Source organism: Micromonospora jinlongensis (assembly GCF_013410645.1).
Lineage (GTDB): Bacteria > Actinomycetota > Actinomycetes > Mycobacteriales > Micromonosporaceae > Micromonospora > Micromonospora zamorensis.
The window spans coordinates 6,153,974-6,169,542 of record NZ_JACCHK010000001.1; the positions used below are offsets into that span (position 1 = coordinate 6,153,974).

The window sequence follows — 15,569 nt, forward strand, 5'->3', positions numbered from 1 at the left end:
GACACCAATGACCCGTACCCTGCACCTGAACGCGTTCCTGATGGGCGTCGGCCACCACGAGGCCGCCTGGCGGCACCCCCGCACCGACCCGCGTCGGGTCACCGACGTGCGGCACTTCCAGGAGCTGGCCCGCATCGCCGAGCGCGGCACCCTCGACTCGCTGTTCCTCGCCGACGGGCTCTCGGTCGGGCCGAACCCCCGGCACAACATCCAGGCCGTCTTCGAACCGTTGACCCTGCTGGCGTCGCTGGCCGCGGTGACCGAGCACATCGGTCTCATCGCGACGGTCTCCACCACCTACAACGAGCCGTTCCACACCGCCCGCAAGTTCGCCTCGCTGGACCACCTCAGCGGCGGCCGGGTCGGTTGGAACATCGTCACCTCCGCGCAGGAGCGGGAGGCGGTCAACTTCAACCGGGACAGCCACCCCGCGCACGCCGACCGGTACCGGCGGGCCGCCGAGTTCGTCGACGTCGCGATCAAGCTCTGGGACAGCTGGGAGGACGACGCGCTGGTCTTCGACACCACGGCCGGGGTGTTCGCCAACACCGACCGGGTGCACGAGGTGGCCCATCGCGGGCCGGAGTTCCAGGTCCGCGGCCCGCTGAACATCCCCCGCGGGCCGCAGGGCCGACCGCTGCTGGTGCAGGCCGGCTCGTCACCGGACGGAATCGCCTTCGCCGCCCGTTACGCCGAGGCGGTCTTCACCGCACAGCAGACCCTCGCCGACGGGCAGGGCTTCTACGCCGAGCTGCGACGGCAGGTCACCGCCGCGGGCCGGGACCCGGACCTGGTGAAGGTCCTGCCCGGCATCGCGCCGGTGATCGGCGGCACCGAGGCCGAGGCGCAGGCGCTCGCCGCCGAGTTGGAGGAGCTGATCGTCCCCGACTACGCCCTCGCCCAGCTCTCCGGGATCCTCGGCGTCGACCTGACCGGCCTGCCGCTGGACGGGCCGCTGCCGGAGCTGCCCGACTCCGGCACCGTGCAGGCCCACCAGAGCCGATACCAGCTCGTCACCGAGCTGGCCCGCCGGGAACGGCTCACGATCCGGCAGCTGATCGGCCGGCTCGGCGGCGGCCGGGGTCACCGGGTGGTCGCCGGCACCCCGGAGCAGATCGCCGACCAGATCGAGCTGTGGTTCACCCAGGGCGCCGCCGACGGCTTCAACATCATGCCGCCGCACCTGCCCGGTGGGCTCGCCGACTTCGTCGACCACGTGGTGCCGGTGCTGCGCGCCCGTAAGTTGTTCCGCAGCGAGTACACCGGCCGGACGCTACGCGAGCACTACGGCCTGCCCCGACCGGTCAGCGCGTACGCCGCGTCGACCCTGGTGTCGGCGTGACCACCGTGGAGCGTCTGACGACGGACGCCGCCGAGCTGCGGCCGGTGAGCCGGGACCTGTTCCGTGCTCTGCTGCGTCGGCAGGCCACCAGCGTCACGGTGGTCACCGCCGTCGCCCGCGCCACCGACCCCGCCTGCCTGGGTGGGATCGGCGCACCGATCCGGGCGGGATTCACCGCCACCTCGTTCACCTCGGTGTCGCTGGATCCACCGCTCGTCTCGTTCTGCCTCGGGACGGCGTCGTCGAGCTGGCCGGTGCTGGCCCGAGCCGAGCACGTCGCGGTGCACCTGCTGGCCGCAGGGCAACGGGAGGCCGCCGCCGTCTTCGCCACCAGCGGCATCGACCGGTTCGCCGCGTACCCGGACTGGACGCCGGGGCCGTTCGGGGTGCCGTTGCTGACCGGAGTGCTGGCCCGGCTGCTCTGTCGGGTGGTGCACCGGGTGCCGGCCGGCGACCACACGCTGGTGATCGCCGAGCCGCTCGCGTTGGGCGACGGCGGGGACGGCGCGCCGCTGGTGCACCACCGGGGCGGCTACACCACGGCGGTCGAGGTGTGAGCGCACCGACCACGCCGGACCTGCTCGCGTTGGACCGGGCCGCCCAGGACCTGCTGTTCCGGGCGGCCCACACGGCCCACACGTTCACCGACGAGCCGGTCACCGACGCCCAGGTCGCGGCGATCCACGACCTGATCCGGTACGGGCCGACCGCCTACAACGGCCAGCCCCTGCGGGTGCTGCTGCTCCGCTCACCGGCGGCGCGCGCCCGACTGCTGCCGTACGTCTCCAGCAGCAACCGGGCCAAGACGGCCGCCGCTCCGTTGACCGCGGTCCTCGCCGCCGACGTGGACTTCCACCAGCGGCTGCCCGAGCTGTATCCGCACCGTCCGCAGGCGCGGGACTGGCTGGCGGATCGGGCGGCGCGGGTCGAGCAGGCCCGGTTCAACGCCACCCTGCAGATCGGCTACCTGATCGTCGGTGTCCGCGCGGCGGGTCTCGCCGCCGGCCCGATGGCGGGCTTCGACGCGGCAGGCGTGCGGCGGGAGTTCTTCCCCGACGGTCGGCACGAGGTGTTGCTCCTGCTCAATCTCGGGCACCCCGACGCCGGGGACTCGCCCGACCGTCTGCCCCGGCTGGACACCGGGGAGGTGATCAGCACGCTCGACGGCTGAGTGGGGAACGGGACCGCCCCCGGTCCCGGCGTGAGGCCGGCACCGGGGGCGGAAGGTCGCGGGTCAGGCCCCCTTGACCCAGTCGAGGGTGAAGCGGGCGAAGAAGATGCCTCCGGTGCCGCCGACCTCGTACAGGTTGCCGATGGTGCCGTCGTTCAGCACTGCCATCGTGGAGTAACCCGCCGCTCCCGGCTTGACCAGCGCCCGGGCCGGCCAGCTGGCACCGTCGTCGGTGGAGAGCCGGACGGTGAGGTCGTTACGGGCGGACGGGGCCGCGTTGTTGCTGAACAGGGCGGTACGGGTACGCACCGGAGCACCGTTCGTGCCCACCTCCGACGGGCGCAGGTAGGAGATCTCGTCGGCGTTGCAGAGCGGATCGGTCAGCAGAGGGCTGGCCGTGGCCGCGCCGAACGTGACAGCACCGTCGGTGGAGGTGGAGTAGAACCGGCTGCGGGTGCTGTTGTGCCGCATGTTCTGCACGATCGCTCCGGTGCCACGCTCGACGGCCTTGCTCTCGTTGATGTTCCCGCCGGCGGAGCCACCGCGCTTCCACGTCGCACCGTTGTCGTCGCTGTAGACGTTGGCGGTCTGGGTGAGACCGGCCGCGTCCCGGTAGACGAACGGCTGGATCAGGCGTCCGGTGCTGCTCTGGATGCCGTGCCCGGAGGAGAAGAACGCCTGCTGCCAGGTCGGGAGCTTGATCGTCGGGTTCAGCTCGACCGGGGTGCTCCAGGTGGCGCCGTTGTCCCGGCTGGTGATGTATTGCAGGTGCAGGCTGTTCGGGTCGTTGGCGGTGTTGAGGCCGGACGAGCCGGACCAGAAGCTGATGCCCGGCTTGGGGGAGTAGGTGTAGAAGCAGTAGACGACGCCGGTCTTGCGGTCCACCAGCAGGCTGGGGTCGCCCGCTCCCTCACTGGTGGTGGCGGGCGCGTGGATGACGCGGGGCTGGTCGAAGGTGCGGCCCCCGTCGGTGCTGCGGGTCATGGCGATCTGGATGTTGTTGGTGCCGCCACCCAGGTCGTACTGGCCGTTGATCCGGGCGTCGGCGACGGCGATGACCGTGCCGTTGTTGGTGACGGCCATGCCCGGGATGCGGACCGAGGCGGAGGTGCCGTCGTAGCGGCCGTTGGGACCGTTGATGTTGCGGATGACGCTCTGCGTGGTCAGCACCGCGGTGCTGTTCATCTGCGGGGTGCCGGCGGCCAGGCCGCACCCGGTGGTGCCGCGCACTGTGGTGTCGAAACCGGAAGCGGTGACCCGCAGGGTGTACGCGGTGCCCGCGCCGAGGGTCCAGTAGTGCAGGAAGTTGCCGCCAGCGGCGACGCTGCGGGTCCACGGGGATCCGGTGCGCCCGGCCCAGGCCACGGTGAAGTCCCGGGCGGTGGTGGTGCGGTTCTCCAACGCGAGCTGGAGTCGCCCGGCGGTGCAGTCGTAGCTGGCGACCGCCGACATGCCGGTGCCGCAGTGGAAGATGCCGGCGGAGGTGTCGTCCAACCCGGTCGGGGTGGTCGTCCGCAGCGTGTACGCCGTGCCGGCGGGGAGGGTCCAGTACAGCTCGTTGCTGCTGGTGCCGGCGGCGACCGTCCGGGTCCAGGGGGAGTTGGTGCGGCCCGGCCAGGTGACGGTGAAGGTCTGCGCGGTGGTGCTGCCGTTGGTGAGCCGCAGGTTGAGCCGGCCGGTCGTGCAGTCGGCGCTGGCCGTCGCGCTCACACCGGCGGGGGCGGCGTGAGCTGGCGTGGCGGGCAGGATCGCGGCCACGCCGAGGACGGCGGCCACGACCGCTATCACTCGGCGCGGTAGTGCTCGGACAGGAGACACGGGGGATGTCCTTCCGGGGACGGGGGTGAGGAACGGCGAAGTTAGCCATAAGACGTCGGATATCTGACGTCCAAGACGCTAAGGGGCGCCGGGCGGGTCGTCAATAGATCGACGCTCGGGGAGCCGTGGTAGCTGCCATGTGCGATCAATTGCCGGCGTAGATGATCGAAGATGCAAAAACAGCGTAGATATTTACATCATGTTGCAGCGTCTGGCAGGCTCGGTCTACATCGATAATTGTCGACACGCTGGCGATCCGGCCCGTCCCGCCCCTCGGCCGCCGCCTGCGTGGCGACGATGCCTGTCCGAAGGAGAGACCATGCAACGGCGCCAACTCCTCACCCTGGGTGTGCTCAGTCCGTTCGCGGCGATGCTGGCGTCGGGCGGCCCGGCCGGTGCTGCGGCCGCCGCGGCACAGGTCTTCGGGTTCTCCGCCGATGGCAGCAACTTCCTGCTCAACGGTCAGCCGTTCCAGATCCGCAGCGGGGAGATGCACCCGTCCCGCATCCCTGTGCAGTACTGGCGCCATCGGATCCAGATGGCCAAGGCGATGGGCATGAACACGATCGCCATCTACGTGATGTGGAACCACATCGAGGAACGGCCCGGCGTCTTCGACTTCACCACCGACCGGCGGGACATCGCCGGCTTCATCCGGCTGTGCCAGGCCGAGGGCATGTACGTGCTGCTGCGTCCCGGCCCCTACGTCTGCGCCGAGTGGGACCTCGGTGGTCTGCCGCCGTACCTGCTGCGCAATCCGAACATCAGGTTGCGGGTCCGCACCGCCTCCGACCCCAACTACATGGCGGCCGTCACGCGCTACGTCAACGCGCTCGCCGCGCAGGTCAGGCCGCTCATGGTGGCCAACGGTGGGCCGATCCTGATGGTCCAGATCGAGAACGAGTACGGGTCGTACGGCAGCGACGCCGTCTATCTCGAGGAACTGCGACAACTGTGGCTGGCCGCCGGGATCACGGGACCGTTCTACACCGAGGACGGGCTCGGCCAGGTGCAGGGCAACCGAACGGTCGTGACCGGCGGTGCGATCGCGCTCAGCGGTGGTGACGCGGCGGCCATCGCCGCGGCCCGTCAGTCCTTCCCGACCGTCCCGGCCATGTCCGGCGAGCTCTACACGGGCTGGTTGACGCACTGGAGCGACGGTGGCTTCGCCGGGTCGAACACCGACATCTCCACCCAGTTGCGGGGCCTGATGGCCGGCAGGCTGTCGTTCAACCTCTACATGATCCACGGCGGGACGAACTTCGGGTACTCCGCGGGCGCGAACGCCGCCGACAACGGGTCCGGCTACCAGGCGGACATCACCAGCTACGACTACGGCGCGCCGATCAACGAGCAGGGCGCCCCGTCTCGGCTGTACCCCACCTATCGCGAGATCATCGGCACGGCCCTCGGGGTGACGCTGCCGGCCGTGCCCGCGCCGAACCCCACCATCGTGCGTACCGGCGGTCAGGCGGTGCTGCCGACGCCGTACGCCTCGTTGTGGGACAACCTGCCCGCCGCGCTGTCGACGCAGACGAACCCCCAACCGATGGAGATGTACGGCCAGAACTCCGGCTTCATGCTGTACCGCCGGGTCCTGCCCGGCTACACCCGGGCGACGCTGGACATCAGGTCGGCGCGCGACTACGCGACGGTGTTCCTCGACGGCGTCTACCAGGGCGGTCTGTCCCGAAGTAACCTCCCGGCGGCCTACACGACGCCGCTCGGGGTGACAGTGCAGGACGCGCCGCTGGCGTTGAAGACCTCGGCCAGTGGCAGTCCCACGCTCGACATCCTGGTGGAGGGCATGGGCCGGAACAACTTCGGCCAGGCCCTGGTCGACCGCAAGGGCATCACGGAACGGGTGTCGCTTGTCGACGCGGGCACCCTGACCGGCACGTTGACCAACTGGCAGACCCACCTGCTGCCCGTCGACGAGGCGTTCGTGGCCGGCCTCCGTCCAGTGATCAGCAACAGCTCCCGGCCCGGCATCTTCTTCAAAGCCACAGTGAATCTCACCCAGACCGGCGACACGTACCTCGACATGTCCCGGTGGACCAAGGGCGTGGTCTGGGTCAATGGCCGTAACCTCGGCCGCTACTGGAAGGTGGGGCCACAGCAGCGGCTCTACTGCCCGGCGCCGTGGCTGCGGGTCGGGGCCAACGAGATCGTCGTCTTCGACCTGCATCAGGTGCAGGCGCAGCCGATCTCCTTCGAGGCCACCCTGAGCGGCCAGTCGGGCGCCGTCCGCCACACGGTGGTCAACCGGGCCAGCGGCAAGGCCCTCGACGTGCCGGACCTGTCCCGGGTCACCGGCGTGCAGTTGATCCAGTGGACCCCCAACGGCGGGACCAACCAGGCGTGGTTGATGGCTGGTGCGGTGGGGGGCGTCACCACGATGACCAGCGTCAACTCGGGGCTGCTGGCGGACGTCGAGGCCAGCTCCACAGCGGAGGGGGCGCGGGTCATCCAGTGGACCGCGACCGGCGGCGGCAACCAGCAGTGGCGGGTCGTCACCGCCTCCGGCGACTTCGTGAAACTCGTCAACGTGCAGACCGGCAAGGTCCTCGCCGTGGCCGGCGGGGCGACCACCAACGGTGCCGCCATCGTGCAGCAGAGCGACACCGGCAGCGCCTCCCAGCACTGGCGGCTCACCCCAAGCTGATGCCCCGGGCGAGATGACACCGGCCTGACCAGCGGTTCGGCCGGGACGGTGAGGGCCGGGCAGGCGACCGGCTGCGGCGCGGCGGCCGCAGAGGTCACCTACCGGCCCTCACCGGCACGGGCTCACCGACGCGTGATGTCCACCCCGCGCTCCCGGGCCCGCTCCGCCGTGGTGCGGTGCGGGACATTGCATCTGGGATGCAAGGATGGGCGCATGGGCGGGCCGAGCGACCGGAGTGAGACGTGAACCAGCGCGAGCGGTGGCACCGGCTCCTGGAGATGGTCGCGGTCGAGGGTCAGCTCGACATCGAGTCCACCGCCCGCGAGCTGGGCGTGAGCACGGCGACCGTCCGACGTGACTTCGACGAGCTCGCCACCCAGCAGTTGGTGACACGTACCCGGGGCGGCGTGGTCGTCACGAACGTGTCCTACGACCTGCCGCTGCGCTACAAGGCGGTCCGGCAGGCATCGGAGAAGCAGCGCATCGCCGCGGCCGCCGTCGCACTGATTCCGCCGGGGAGCACGGTGGGGCTCAACGGGGGCACCACGACGACCGAGGTGGGCCGGGCTCTCGCGCTGCGCACCGACCCGAACGGGCAGATGACGGCGAACACGGTGGTGACCAACGCGCTGAACATCGCCCACGAACTCATCGTGCGGCCGCACATCCGGGTGGTGCTCACCGGTGGGACGGCCCGCCCGCAGTCGTACGAGCTGGTCGGCCGAATCGCTGAGACGATGCTCGCGTCCGTGGCGTTGGACGTGGTCGTCCTCGGTGTGGACGCGATCGACCACCAGCACGGCGCCAGCGCGCACAACGACGGCGAGGCGGCGGTCAACCACGTCATGGTGACCAGCGCCGCGCGGACGATCGTGGTGGCGGACGCCTCGAAGCTGGGCCGCCGGAGCTTCAACCGGATCTGTCCGTTGGGCAACATCGACACCCTGATCACCGACAGGGCGGCGGATCCGGAGCAGGTGAGCCTCGTCGAGCAGGCCGGGGTGAAGGTGGTCCAGGTCTGACGAGCGTCGCCGGCGGGAACGGTCCCGACGGCAAAGATGGAACTCGATGCGAAATCGCCGCCGATTTCTTGCATCTTGAGTCAAGTGGGTGCAGCATTCCTGCTTATCGGCCCATGTGAATGTCTGGAGCCGCATCGTCCCTCACCACACCGGGAGAAAACGATGATCTGGTCATCGCTGCCCGCGTCCCGCCCCCGAACCGCCGTCCGGGCCGCCGTCGTGGCCCTCATCCTGCTCGCCGCGATGCTGCAAGCCGTACCCGCCCGTGCCGCTACACCGGGAAGCGCCACCGGCCTCACCCGGGCCGGGAACACGTACACCATCGCCACCAGCACGGCCGCCCGCATCCGGCTCACCCTGGCCCGCGCGGACATCTTCCGCGTCTGGGTGGCACCCAACGGCACCTTCACCGAACCGGCGGCGAACGAGATCACCGTACGGACCGACTTCGGCAGTGTCGCCAGCACGATGACCGACGAGGGCACCTCCTTCCGCATCGCCACCTCGGCGGTGGTCATCCGGATCAACAAGAGCCCCCTGACGATGCAGGTCCAGCGCCCGGACGGGACGCTGATCTGGCGGGAGTCACAACCGCTCGACTGGGGCTCGGGCCGCACCACGCAACGGCTGGCCCGCGCCGCGGACGAGCAGTTCTACGGCACCGGCCTGCGCCTGGGGGAGTGGGCGTTGCGCGACAAGACGGTCCCGGTCGCCGTGGACAACCAGTGGCGGGAGAACACCAACGCCAGTCCGGCGCCCTTCTACATGTCCACCAACGGCTACGGGGTCCTGCGCAACACGTGGGCGCCCGGCTCGTACGGCTTCACCGCGCCGGTGACCACCACCCACAACGAGGAACGCTTCGACGCCTACTACTTCGTGGGTGACTCGCTCAAGGGCGTGCTCGGCGCGTACACCGACGTGACCGGCAAGCCTTTCCTGAGCCCGATGTGGGGCCTCGAACTCGGCAACGCCGACTGCTTCAACGCATCCAACCCCGCCTACCAGGGCGACCACAACCGGGCCGGGCACCAGCGGACCCCCGACGTGCTGTCGTACGCACGGGAGGCCCGGGCCAAGGACATGCCGTCCGGTTGGTTCCTGCCCAACGACGGGTACGGCTGCGGCTACAACGACCTGCCCGCAACCGTCGCCGGAGCCAAGGCGCTCGGTTTCCAGACCGGCCTGTGGACCTCCACCGGCCTGTCGTCGATCGACTACGAGGTCGGCACCGCCGGCAGCCGCGGCGTGAAGACCGACGTCGCCTGGGTCGGCGGCGGCTACCAGAACGCCTTCCGTGGTGTTCAGCAGGCGGTGGACGGCATCGAGCGCAACTCCGACGCGCGCCGCTACGTGTGGAGCGTCGACGGTTGGGCCGGCACCCAGCGCAACGCCGTGGTCTGGACCGGTGACACGTACGGCCGGTGGGACGACATGCGGTGGACCGTGCCGGCGGTCGCGGGCGCCGGGCTGTCCGGCTTCAACTACGCCACCGGCGACGTCGACGGGATCTTCGGGGGCAGCCCGAACACCTACGTGCGGGACCTTCAGTGGAAGTCGTTCACCCCGGCGTTCATGACGATGTCCGGTTGGGGCGTGACCAACCCGGCGGCCGGCTACCAGGACAAGCAGCCCTGGCGTTACGCCGAGCCGTACCTGTCGATCAACCGCCGGTACCTCCAGCTCAAGATGCGGCTGATGCCGTATCACTACACGATGAGCCGCGTGGCCAGCGTGACCGGTGTGCCGGCGACCCGAGCGCTGGTGCTGGAGTATCCCAACGACCCGGTGGCTCGCGGCAACGCCACGTCCGGGGAGTTCATGGCCGGCGACGCCTTCCTCGTGGCGCCGGTGGTCTCCGACACCGAGTTGCGCGACGGCATCTATCTGCCGGCCGGCACCTGGACCGACTACTGGACCGGGCGGGTGTACCAGGGGCCACTGACCCTCAACGGGTACGCCGCACCGCTCGACCGGCTGCCCCTGTTCGTCAAGGGCGGTTCCATCGTGCCGATGTGGCCGCAGATGAATTACACCGGCGAGAAGCCGGTCTCCACACTCACCTACGACCTGTACCCGCGCGGCACGTCGAGCTTCACTCTCTACGAGGACGACGGCATCACTCGCGCCTACCAGGGCGGGGCCTACGCCACCCAGCAGGTCCGGATGGCGGCACCGACGTCCGGCACCGGGACTGTCACAGTGGACGTGGGCGCCTCCACCGGCACGTACACCGGTAAGCCGTCGTCGCGCTCCTACGAGTTCACCGCGCACCTGGCGGCCGCTCCCCGCGCGGTCACGGTCGCTGGCCAGACGCTGCCGTCGCTCGCCACGCGCGCCGCGTACGACTCGGCGAGCAGCGGTTGGTTCTACGCGGACGGAGTTCTGCGGATCAAGGCCGGGTCGCGGAGCACCGCGTTCCAGACCCGGATCGACGGTGCCGTGCTGCCGGTCGCCGGCACCAGCACGACGCCGCCGCCGATTCCGCAGGACGACTGGCGGCTCGTGTACGCCGACAGCGAGGAGACCAGCGCGGAGAACGGCGCGGCCACCAACGCGTTCGACGGCAACCCGGCCACCTCCTGGCACACCGCCTGGTCGTCCACCGCCGCGCCCCTGCCGCACGAGATCCAGATCGATCTGGGCGCCACGTACCAGGTCGATGGGCTGCGGTATCTGCCCCGACAGGACGGCGGAGTGAACGGCCGGATCGGCCGCTACGAGGTGTACGTCTCGGACAGCCCCAGCAACTGGGGCACGGCGGTGGCGTCGGGGACCTTCGCCGACTCGTCGACGCAGAAGGTGGTGCCGTTCAGCGCCGCCCGCAGCGGCCGGTACGTGCGCCTACGGGCACTGAGCGAGGCCGGCGCCAGGGGTCCCTGGACGACGATGGCCGACCTGGCGATCACCGGAACCCCGGTGGCGTCGGGGAGCTGATCCTCGCGCGGCCCGTCGGACAGGGTTGCCGCCCTGTCCGACGGGCCACGGCCAGAACCGGGGCCGAAAACGGGGTCAGGACAAGGACCACTGTTGGCGGGTCGCGCCGGTGGCGGTGCGCTGGACGACGTCCGCCCCGTTGTCGGTGATCGTTCCGTCGAGATCGAGCGCTCGACCACTGTTGCGGTTCGTGATGGTGAAGTAGGTGCCGACCCGCGTGATGCGCCACTGCTGGTTGGCCCCACCCGTGTACGTCCACTGGATGACGTCGGCGCCGTCCGCGGTCGAGTTGCTGGCCACGTCGAGGGCGCGGCCACTGCGGCGGTTGACGATGCGGTGGTACCCGTCGCCGACGGGAACGATCGACCACTTCTGGTGCAGACCACCGTTGTCGGCCCACTGGACGGCGTCGCCGCCGTCACCCGGTGCGGCGACCGCGACCTCCATGACCTTCCCGCTGGCTCGATTCGTGAGTGTGTAGCTCGCGTTCGGGTCGAACGAGCCGTTCAGGGCGTCGAGTTCCTTGAGGCTGAACCGGACGGTCATGATGTACGGGTAGCTCGTGTCGGCCGGGTCGAAGTATCCGTACGACGTGAGCACGAACGTGCCGTCGGGCAGCACCACGTTGCCCGCGTAGCCGGTGTCGCCGCTCTTCACCGAGGGCGTGAAGTCCTCCAGCAACCGCACCCGGTACTGCCCCTCGCGGGAGTTGACCAGGTCGTCGTACGTGCCGACCCAGGCCACCCAGTCGCCGGCCACCCACGCCCCGGTGTTGCTCACGCTGTTGCGGATGATGTCCCGGAAGGTGATGACGAGTCGACCGGTGGCCGGGTCGTACGTCGCCGCGTGGCGCTCGCCCATCAGGGCGCCCTGCATCTCACGCGGCTCGGTCCAGGTGTTCCCCTCGTCGTTGGAGAACGCGACCATGGCGTTGGTGCGCTTGTTCTGCGCTCGGGCGAGCAGCGCGAGCTGACGACCGTTCGGCGAGCGGATGATCTCGATTTCGCAGAGGCCGGCGTACTTCTCGATGGTGTTGTGCGCGGCGAGCAGCCGGGTCGGCGTGCTCCAGACGGCGTTGCCGCTGGCGTCGAAAGTCAGGTAGGTCTTCCAGTTGTTGTATCCGCCGTCGTGGAAGATGCCCATGTACCGGAAGTCCCAGGAGCCGTCGGCCTTCTTGAGGCGGACCAGGGTGGCGTGGGCCACGAAGCCGCTGAAACCGGCGTCGGCGAAGTGGTGGGTGAACTCCGACCAGGACCGGCCGCTGTCGTCGGAGTACGCGGTCTTGAACCCGCCCGGGCTCGCCGGAAGGCCGCTGACCAGCAGCAACCGGGTCGTACCGTTCGGCTTCACCACCTTGTAGAGGGTGGGTGTCTCCTTGCTGGTGGCCCAGCTCGCCGGCGTGGGGAGCCGGCCTGTCCAGGTGCGGCCACCGTCGTCGCTGCGCTTCAGGATGATCTGACCGGTGCCGTGGCCCATGGGGTAGACGGCGAACATCGTGCGTCCGTCGTCGAGCAGGACGGTGTCGGGGTGCCCGAGGTACTGCCCGGCCTGGCGGTCGGTGAGCACCTGACGGCGCGTGTCGTCCTTGAGGTCGAGGAACGGGATCGTGTAGTCGATGCGCATGCTGAGATCACTGATCTCACCCGCCGAGAGGGCGGTGCCGTACACGCGCACGTAGTCCAGGTCACCGCTGTAGTGCCACTGGGATCCCTGGGCGTCGACGTTGCGGCCGATCCACATCCCGTTGAGGTCTCGGACGTTCGCGAAGAACCGGGTGGAGGGGTGCGTGGCCCGCACCGTCCCGTCGACGTAGAGGCGAGTGCCCTCGGACCCGACGGTCAGGATGGCGGTGTGCCAGACGCCGTCGTTGTAGGGGCCGCCGGTGGACGTCACCTGGGTGGCGTACGCCCCGTTCTCCCGGTTCTCGAAGTACACGGAGCCGCCGTTGAGGGAGAAGGACAGGTTGCTGGAGTCGTCGGCGGTGTGCGACGCGCTGAAGAAGCTCTTCGCGACGGCGGTGCTCGTGGACCGGAACCGGACGGCGATCGCCCCCTGGGTCAGGTTCGCCACGCCGGACACGTCGGCCGACTTGTCGAGGAAGGTGCTGCTGCCGTTGAACGCCTGGTTGACCGGATAGTCCAGGGTCGCAGTGGCCGCGGCGTGCCCGGCGGAGGCCGGCACCAGCAGGCTGAGCAGGAGCAGCAGGGCGACGGTCGCGGCGGTGCCCGCCCGTGCCGCCGGGTGCCGCAGTTTCAACGGGTGATGGTCCATTGCTGTTCGGTACCTCCGCGGTAGGTCGACTGGACGACGGCGGCACCGTCGTTGGTCGCGGCATTCGCTACGGTGAGCGCCCTGCCGGAATTCCTGTTGATGATCTTGTAATGCGTGCCGACCGGAATGACGCTCCACAGCTGGTTCGCGCCGCCGTGGCTCGTCCACTGGACGACGCTCGCGCCGTCGGCGGTGGACGAGCCGGAGACGTCCAGCACCTTGCCGCTGCTGCGGTTGACGATGCGGTGGTAGCCGCCGCCGGCCTCAACGAGAGTCCACCGTTGGTGTGCCGCACCGTTGCTCGACCACTGGATGGCGCCACCGCCGTCCCCGCTGCCGACCGGCACCTCAAGCACCTTGGTGCTGTTGCGGTTGACGACCCGGTACTCGGTCGACGGGTCGAACGTGGCGGCCGGGGTCGCCGCCCGGGACACCTCGACCTTGTCCGCCGTGACCGCGGTGCCGGACGAACTGGCGTTCCTGCTGTTCAACACCCGCACCCGCAGGACGTGCGAGCCCTGCGCGAGCAGCCCACTGGTGAAGACCATCGCCTGGTCCACCCGCGTGGGGGAGTACAGGTCGACCACCGTCTCCGGGCCCCCGTCGATCGAGACGCCGGCCCGCCCGTGATTCGCCGCCCTGGCAGCGAAGAGCTTGATCTTGTTGCCGGTGAACCGGACCTGGTACGCGCTGTCAAGCGTGCTGCTGTAGTGGTCGTCGCCCTGGAACTGTCGGGCGCCGTTGGTCCCGTACTGCCAGGTGCCCGAGTAGCTGAACTGGTTGTCGCCGGTTCCCGTGGTGTTGTCGTTGACCTGGACCACGCTCGGCACGCCCGGGGCGTCCCCGATTGCGTCCACCCGGGTGAAGAACGCCTCCACGGTGCTCGACCGCGGGCCACCCCACAGACGCTCGGCGAGGACCTCCGTCGGCCGCTTCGCGTACTGGTCGAACCACTCGTCCGTCTGGTGTTCCACCGCATCCGACCAGCGCGCGATCTTGTAGCCGTTCACCTTCGCGTTCGTGTCGGGAGTCCAGCTCTCGTACACGTTCTTCGCGTTGACGTAGAGGTTCAGGCCGGGAGTCACGTACAGGGTGCTCTCCGGAACGCCGACGACCGTGTAGCCCAGGTTGTAGAAGTAGTTCAGCGACCCGGTGTACGGCGTGAGGACGATGCTGGTCGACGGCTTGATGCTGGTCTGCTGGCCGTTCGTCTCCCACCAGTTCCAGAGCTGGGCTGTCTTGCCGTACGACCGCACCTTGTCGTTCATCAGGTTCATGAACTCGGTGAAGACGTCGCCGGTGTAGGGGAAGCCGCGTGCCTGTGCGTAGCTGACCAGCTCGGGGCAGCTGTTCTTGGCGGTGTCGTTCTGGTACTCGTCGCCACCGATGTGGAAGTAGGGGCCGTCGAAGAGCGGCACGAACTCCGACAGCAGGTTCATGGCGAACGTCCGGGCGGAGTCCTTGGTCAGGTTGAGCGTCCAACCGCCGTTCGATCCGCCGGGCCAGGGCGCGTAGTCCATCGACGGGCAGGTGAACCGCATCGTCGGGTCGTACGTCGTCATCGTGGTGGCGTGCCCGGGCAGGTCGATCTCGGGAACGATGGTGATGTGGTACCGCTTGGCGACATCCTGCATCCGGCGCAGGTCGGCCTTGCTGTAGGACTGGGCAGACGCCAGACCGGGGTACCGGTCGCTGCGGAGCCGGAAGCCGTTCCATTCGGTGAAGTGCATGCGCAGCGTGTTCAGGCGCAGCCACGCCATGCGGCGCAGCAGGTTCTCGAGATAGTCCATCTCGTAGAAGTGCCGGCCGACGTCGAGCATCAACCCGCGCTCCCGGTACTGCGGGAAGTCCCGGATCGTTCCCGCCGGCACGGTGGTCGCCGTCGCGCTCTGCTTGATCATCTGCAGGAGGGTCTGGGTGCCGTAGTACACGCCGGCCGCCGCGTTTCCTCTCACCACGACGGTCGGGCCGGCGGTCAGCAGGTATCCCTGGTCGCCGATGCCGGCGTCCGTCGTGGTGAGGGTGAGCAGGATGTCGCCGGTCGCGGGCGCCGCCGACGAGATGACAGGTACGTCGACACCGCTGATCGCGCCGAGGTCGACGCGCAACGCGGTCGCTGCCGCCGACAACTGGGCGGTGTGGGCGGGGTCCACCAGGATCCGGGAGGTCGCGGTCAGCGTGTAGACGCCGGTGCCGCCGGTCCACTCCCGGACGCTCGGCGCGACCTGCGGCGCCGGGTTGGCCGCGTGCGCCGCCGACGGAACCTGGAGCCCCGCGCCGGCCAGCAGGACGGCGAGTACGAGAAGAAGACGCTGTTTGCGGGATGGGAACACTGTCGCCTAC

Annotated in this window: 9 protein-coding genes; 6 read left to right on the forward strand and 3 right to left on the reverse strand. The window is 69.6% G+C overall.

Annotated features, from left to right (window positions below; translation table 11 throughout):
* The first annotated feature begins 7 nt into the window (after positions 1-7).
* The 3 genes from HNR22_RS27760 to HNR22_RS27770 are packed head-to-tail and all read left to right on the forward strand — an operon-like array spanning position 8 to position 2,513.
* On the forward strand, positions 8-1,342 hold the full coding sequence (locus HNR22_RS27760) for an LLM class flavin-dependent oxidoreductase (protein ID WP_179782832.1): 1,335 nt from the start codon (positions 8-10) through the stop codon (positions 1,340-1,342).
* Entirely contained in the window at positions 1,339-1,899 is a 561-nt protein-coding gene (locus HNR22_RS27765) for a flavin reductase (RefSeq protein ID WP_179782833.1), read from the forward strand. The genes HNR22_RS27760 and HNR22_RS27765 overlap by 4 nt, the downstream gene beginning before the upstream one ends.
* On the forward strand, positions 1,896-2,513 hold the full coding sequence (locus HNR22_RS27770) for a malonic semialdehyde reductase (protein ID WP_179782834.1): 618 nt from the start codon (positions 1,896-1,898) through the stop codon (positions 2,511-2,513). The genes HNR22_RS27765 and HNR22_RS27770 overlap by 4 nt, the downstream gene beginning before the upstream one ends.
* Before the next feature lie 63 nt (positions 2,514-2,576).
* On the opposite strand, the gene HNR22_RS27775 is transcribed toward HNR22_RS27770, so the two are convergent.
* Positions 2,577-4,289, reverse strand: a complete 1,713-nt coding sequence (locus tag HNR22_RS27775; RefSeq protein ID WP_179782835.1) for an exo-alpha-sialidase — start codon at positions 4,287-4,289, stop codon at positions 2,577-2,579.
* Positions 4,290-4,650: 361 nt separating this feature from the next.
* Between HNR22_RS27775 and HNR22_RS27780 the strand changes: the two genes are divergently transcribed.
* From HNR22_RS27780 to HNR22_RS27790, 3 genes are all read left to right on the forward strand, one after another.
* Complete coding sequence (locus tag HNR22_RS27780) at positions 4,651-6,996, forward strand: beta-galactosidase (RefSeq protein WP_179782836.1); 2,346 nt, start codon at positions 4,651-4,653, stop codon at positions 6,994-6,996.
* A 242-nt stretch (positions 6,997-7,238) separates the two neighbouring features.
* Complete coding sequence (locus tag HNR22_RS27785) at positions 7,239-8,018, forward strand: DeoR family transcriptional regulator (protein WP_179782837.1); 780 nt, start codon at positions 7,239-7,241, stop codon at positions 8,016-8,018.
* 162 nt (positions 8,019-8,180) lie between these two features.
* Entirely contained in the window at positions 8,181-10,955 is a 2,775-nt protein-coding gene (locus HNR22_RS27790) for a discoidin domain-containing protein (protein WP_246381009.1), read from the forward strand.
* 75 nt (positions 10,956-11,030) lie between these two features.
* Here the strand turns inward: HNR22_RS27790 and HNR22_RS27795 are convergent, their stop codons facing one another.
* Both HNR22_RS27795 and HNR22_RS27800 read right to left on the reverse strand, forming a co-directional pair.
* On the reverse strand, positions 11,031-13,226 hold the full coding sequence (locus HNR22_RS27795) for an RICIN domain-containing protein (protein ID WP_179782838.1): 2,196 nt from the start codon (positions 13,224-13,226) through the stop codon (positions 11,031-11,033).
* Positions 13,208-15,559: a family 20 glycosylhydrolase gene (locus tag HNR22_RS27800; protein ID WP_179782839.1), complete on the reverse strand. Its 2,352-nt coding sequence runs from the start codon at positions 15,557-15,559 to the stop codon at positions 13,208-13,210. Before HNR22_RS27800 ends, HNR22_RS27795 begins: the two co-directional genes overlap by 19 nt.
* Positions 15,560-15,569: the final 10 nt, after the last annotated feature.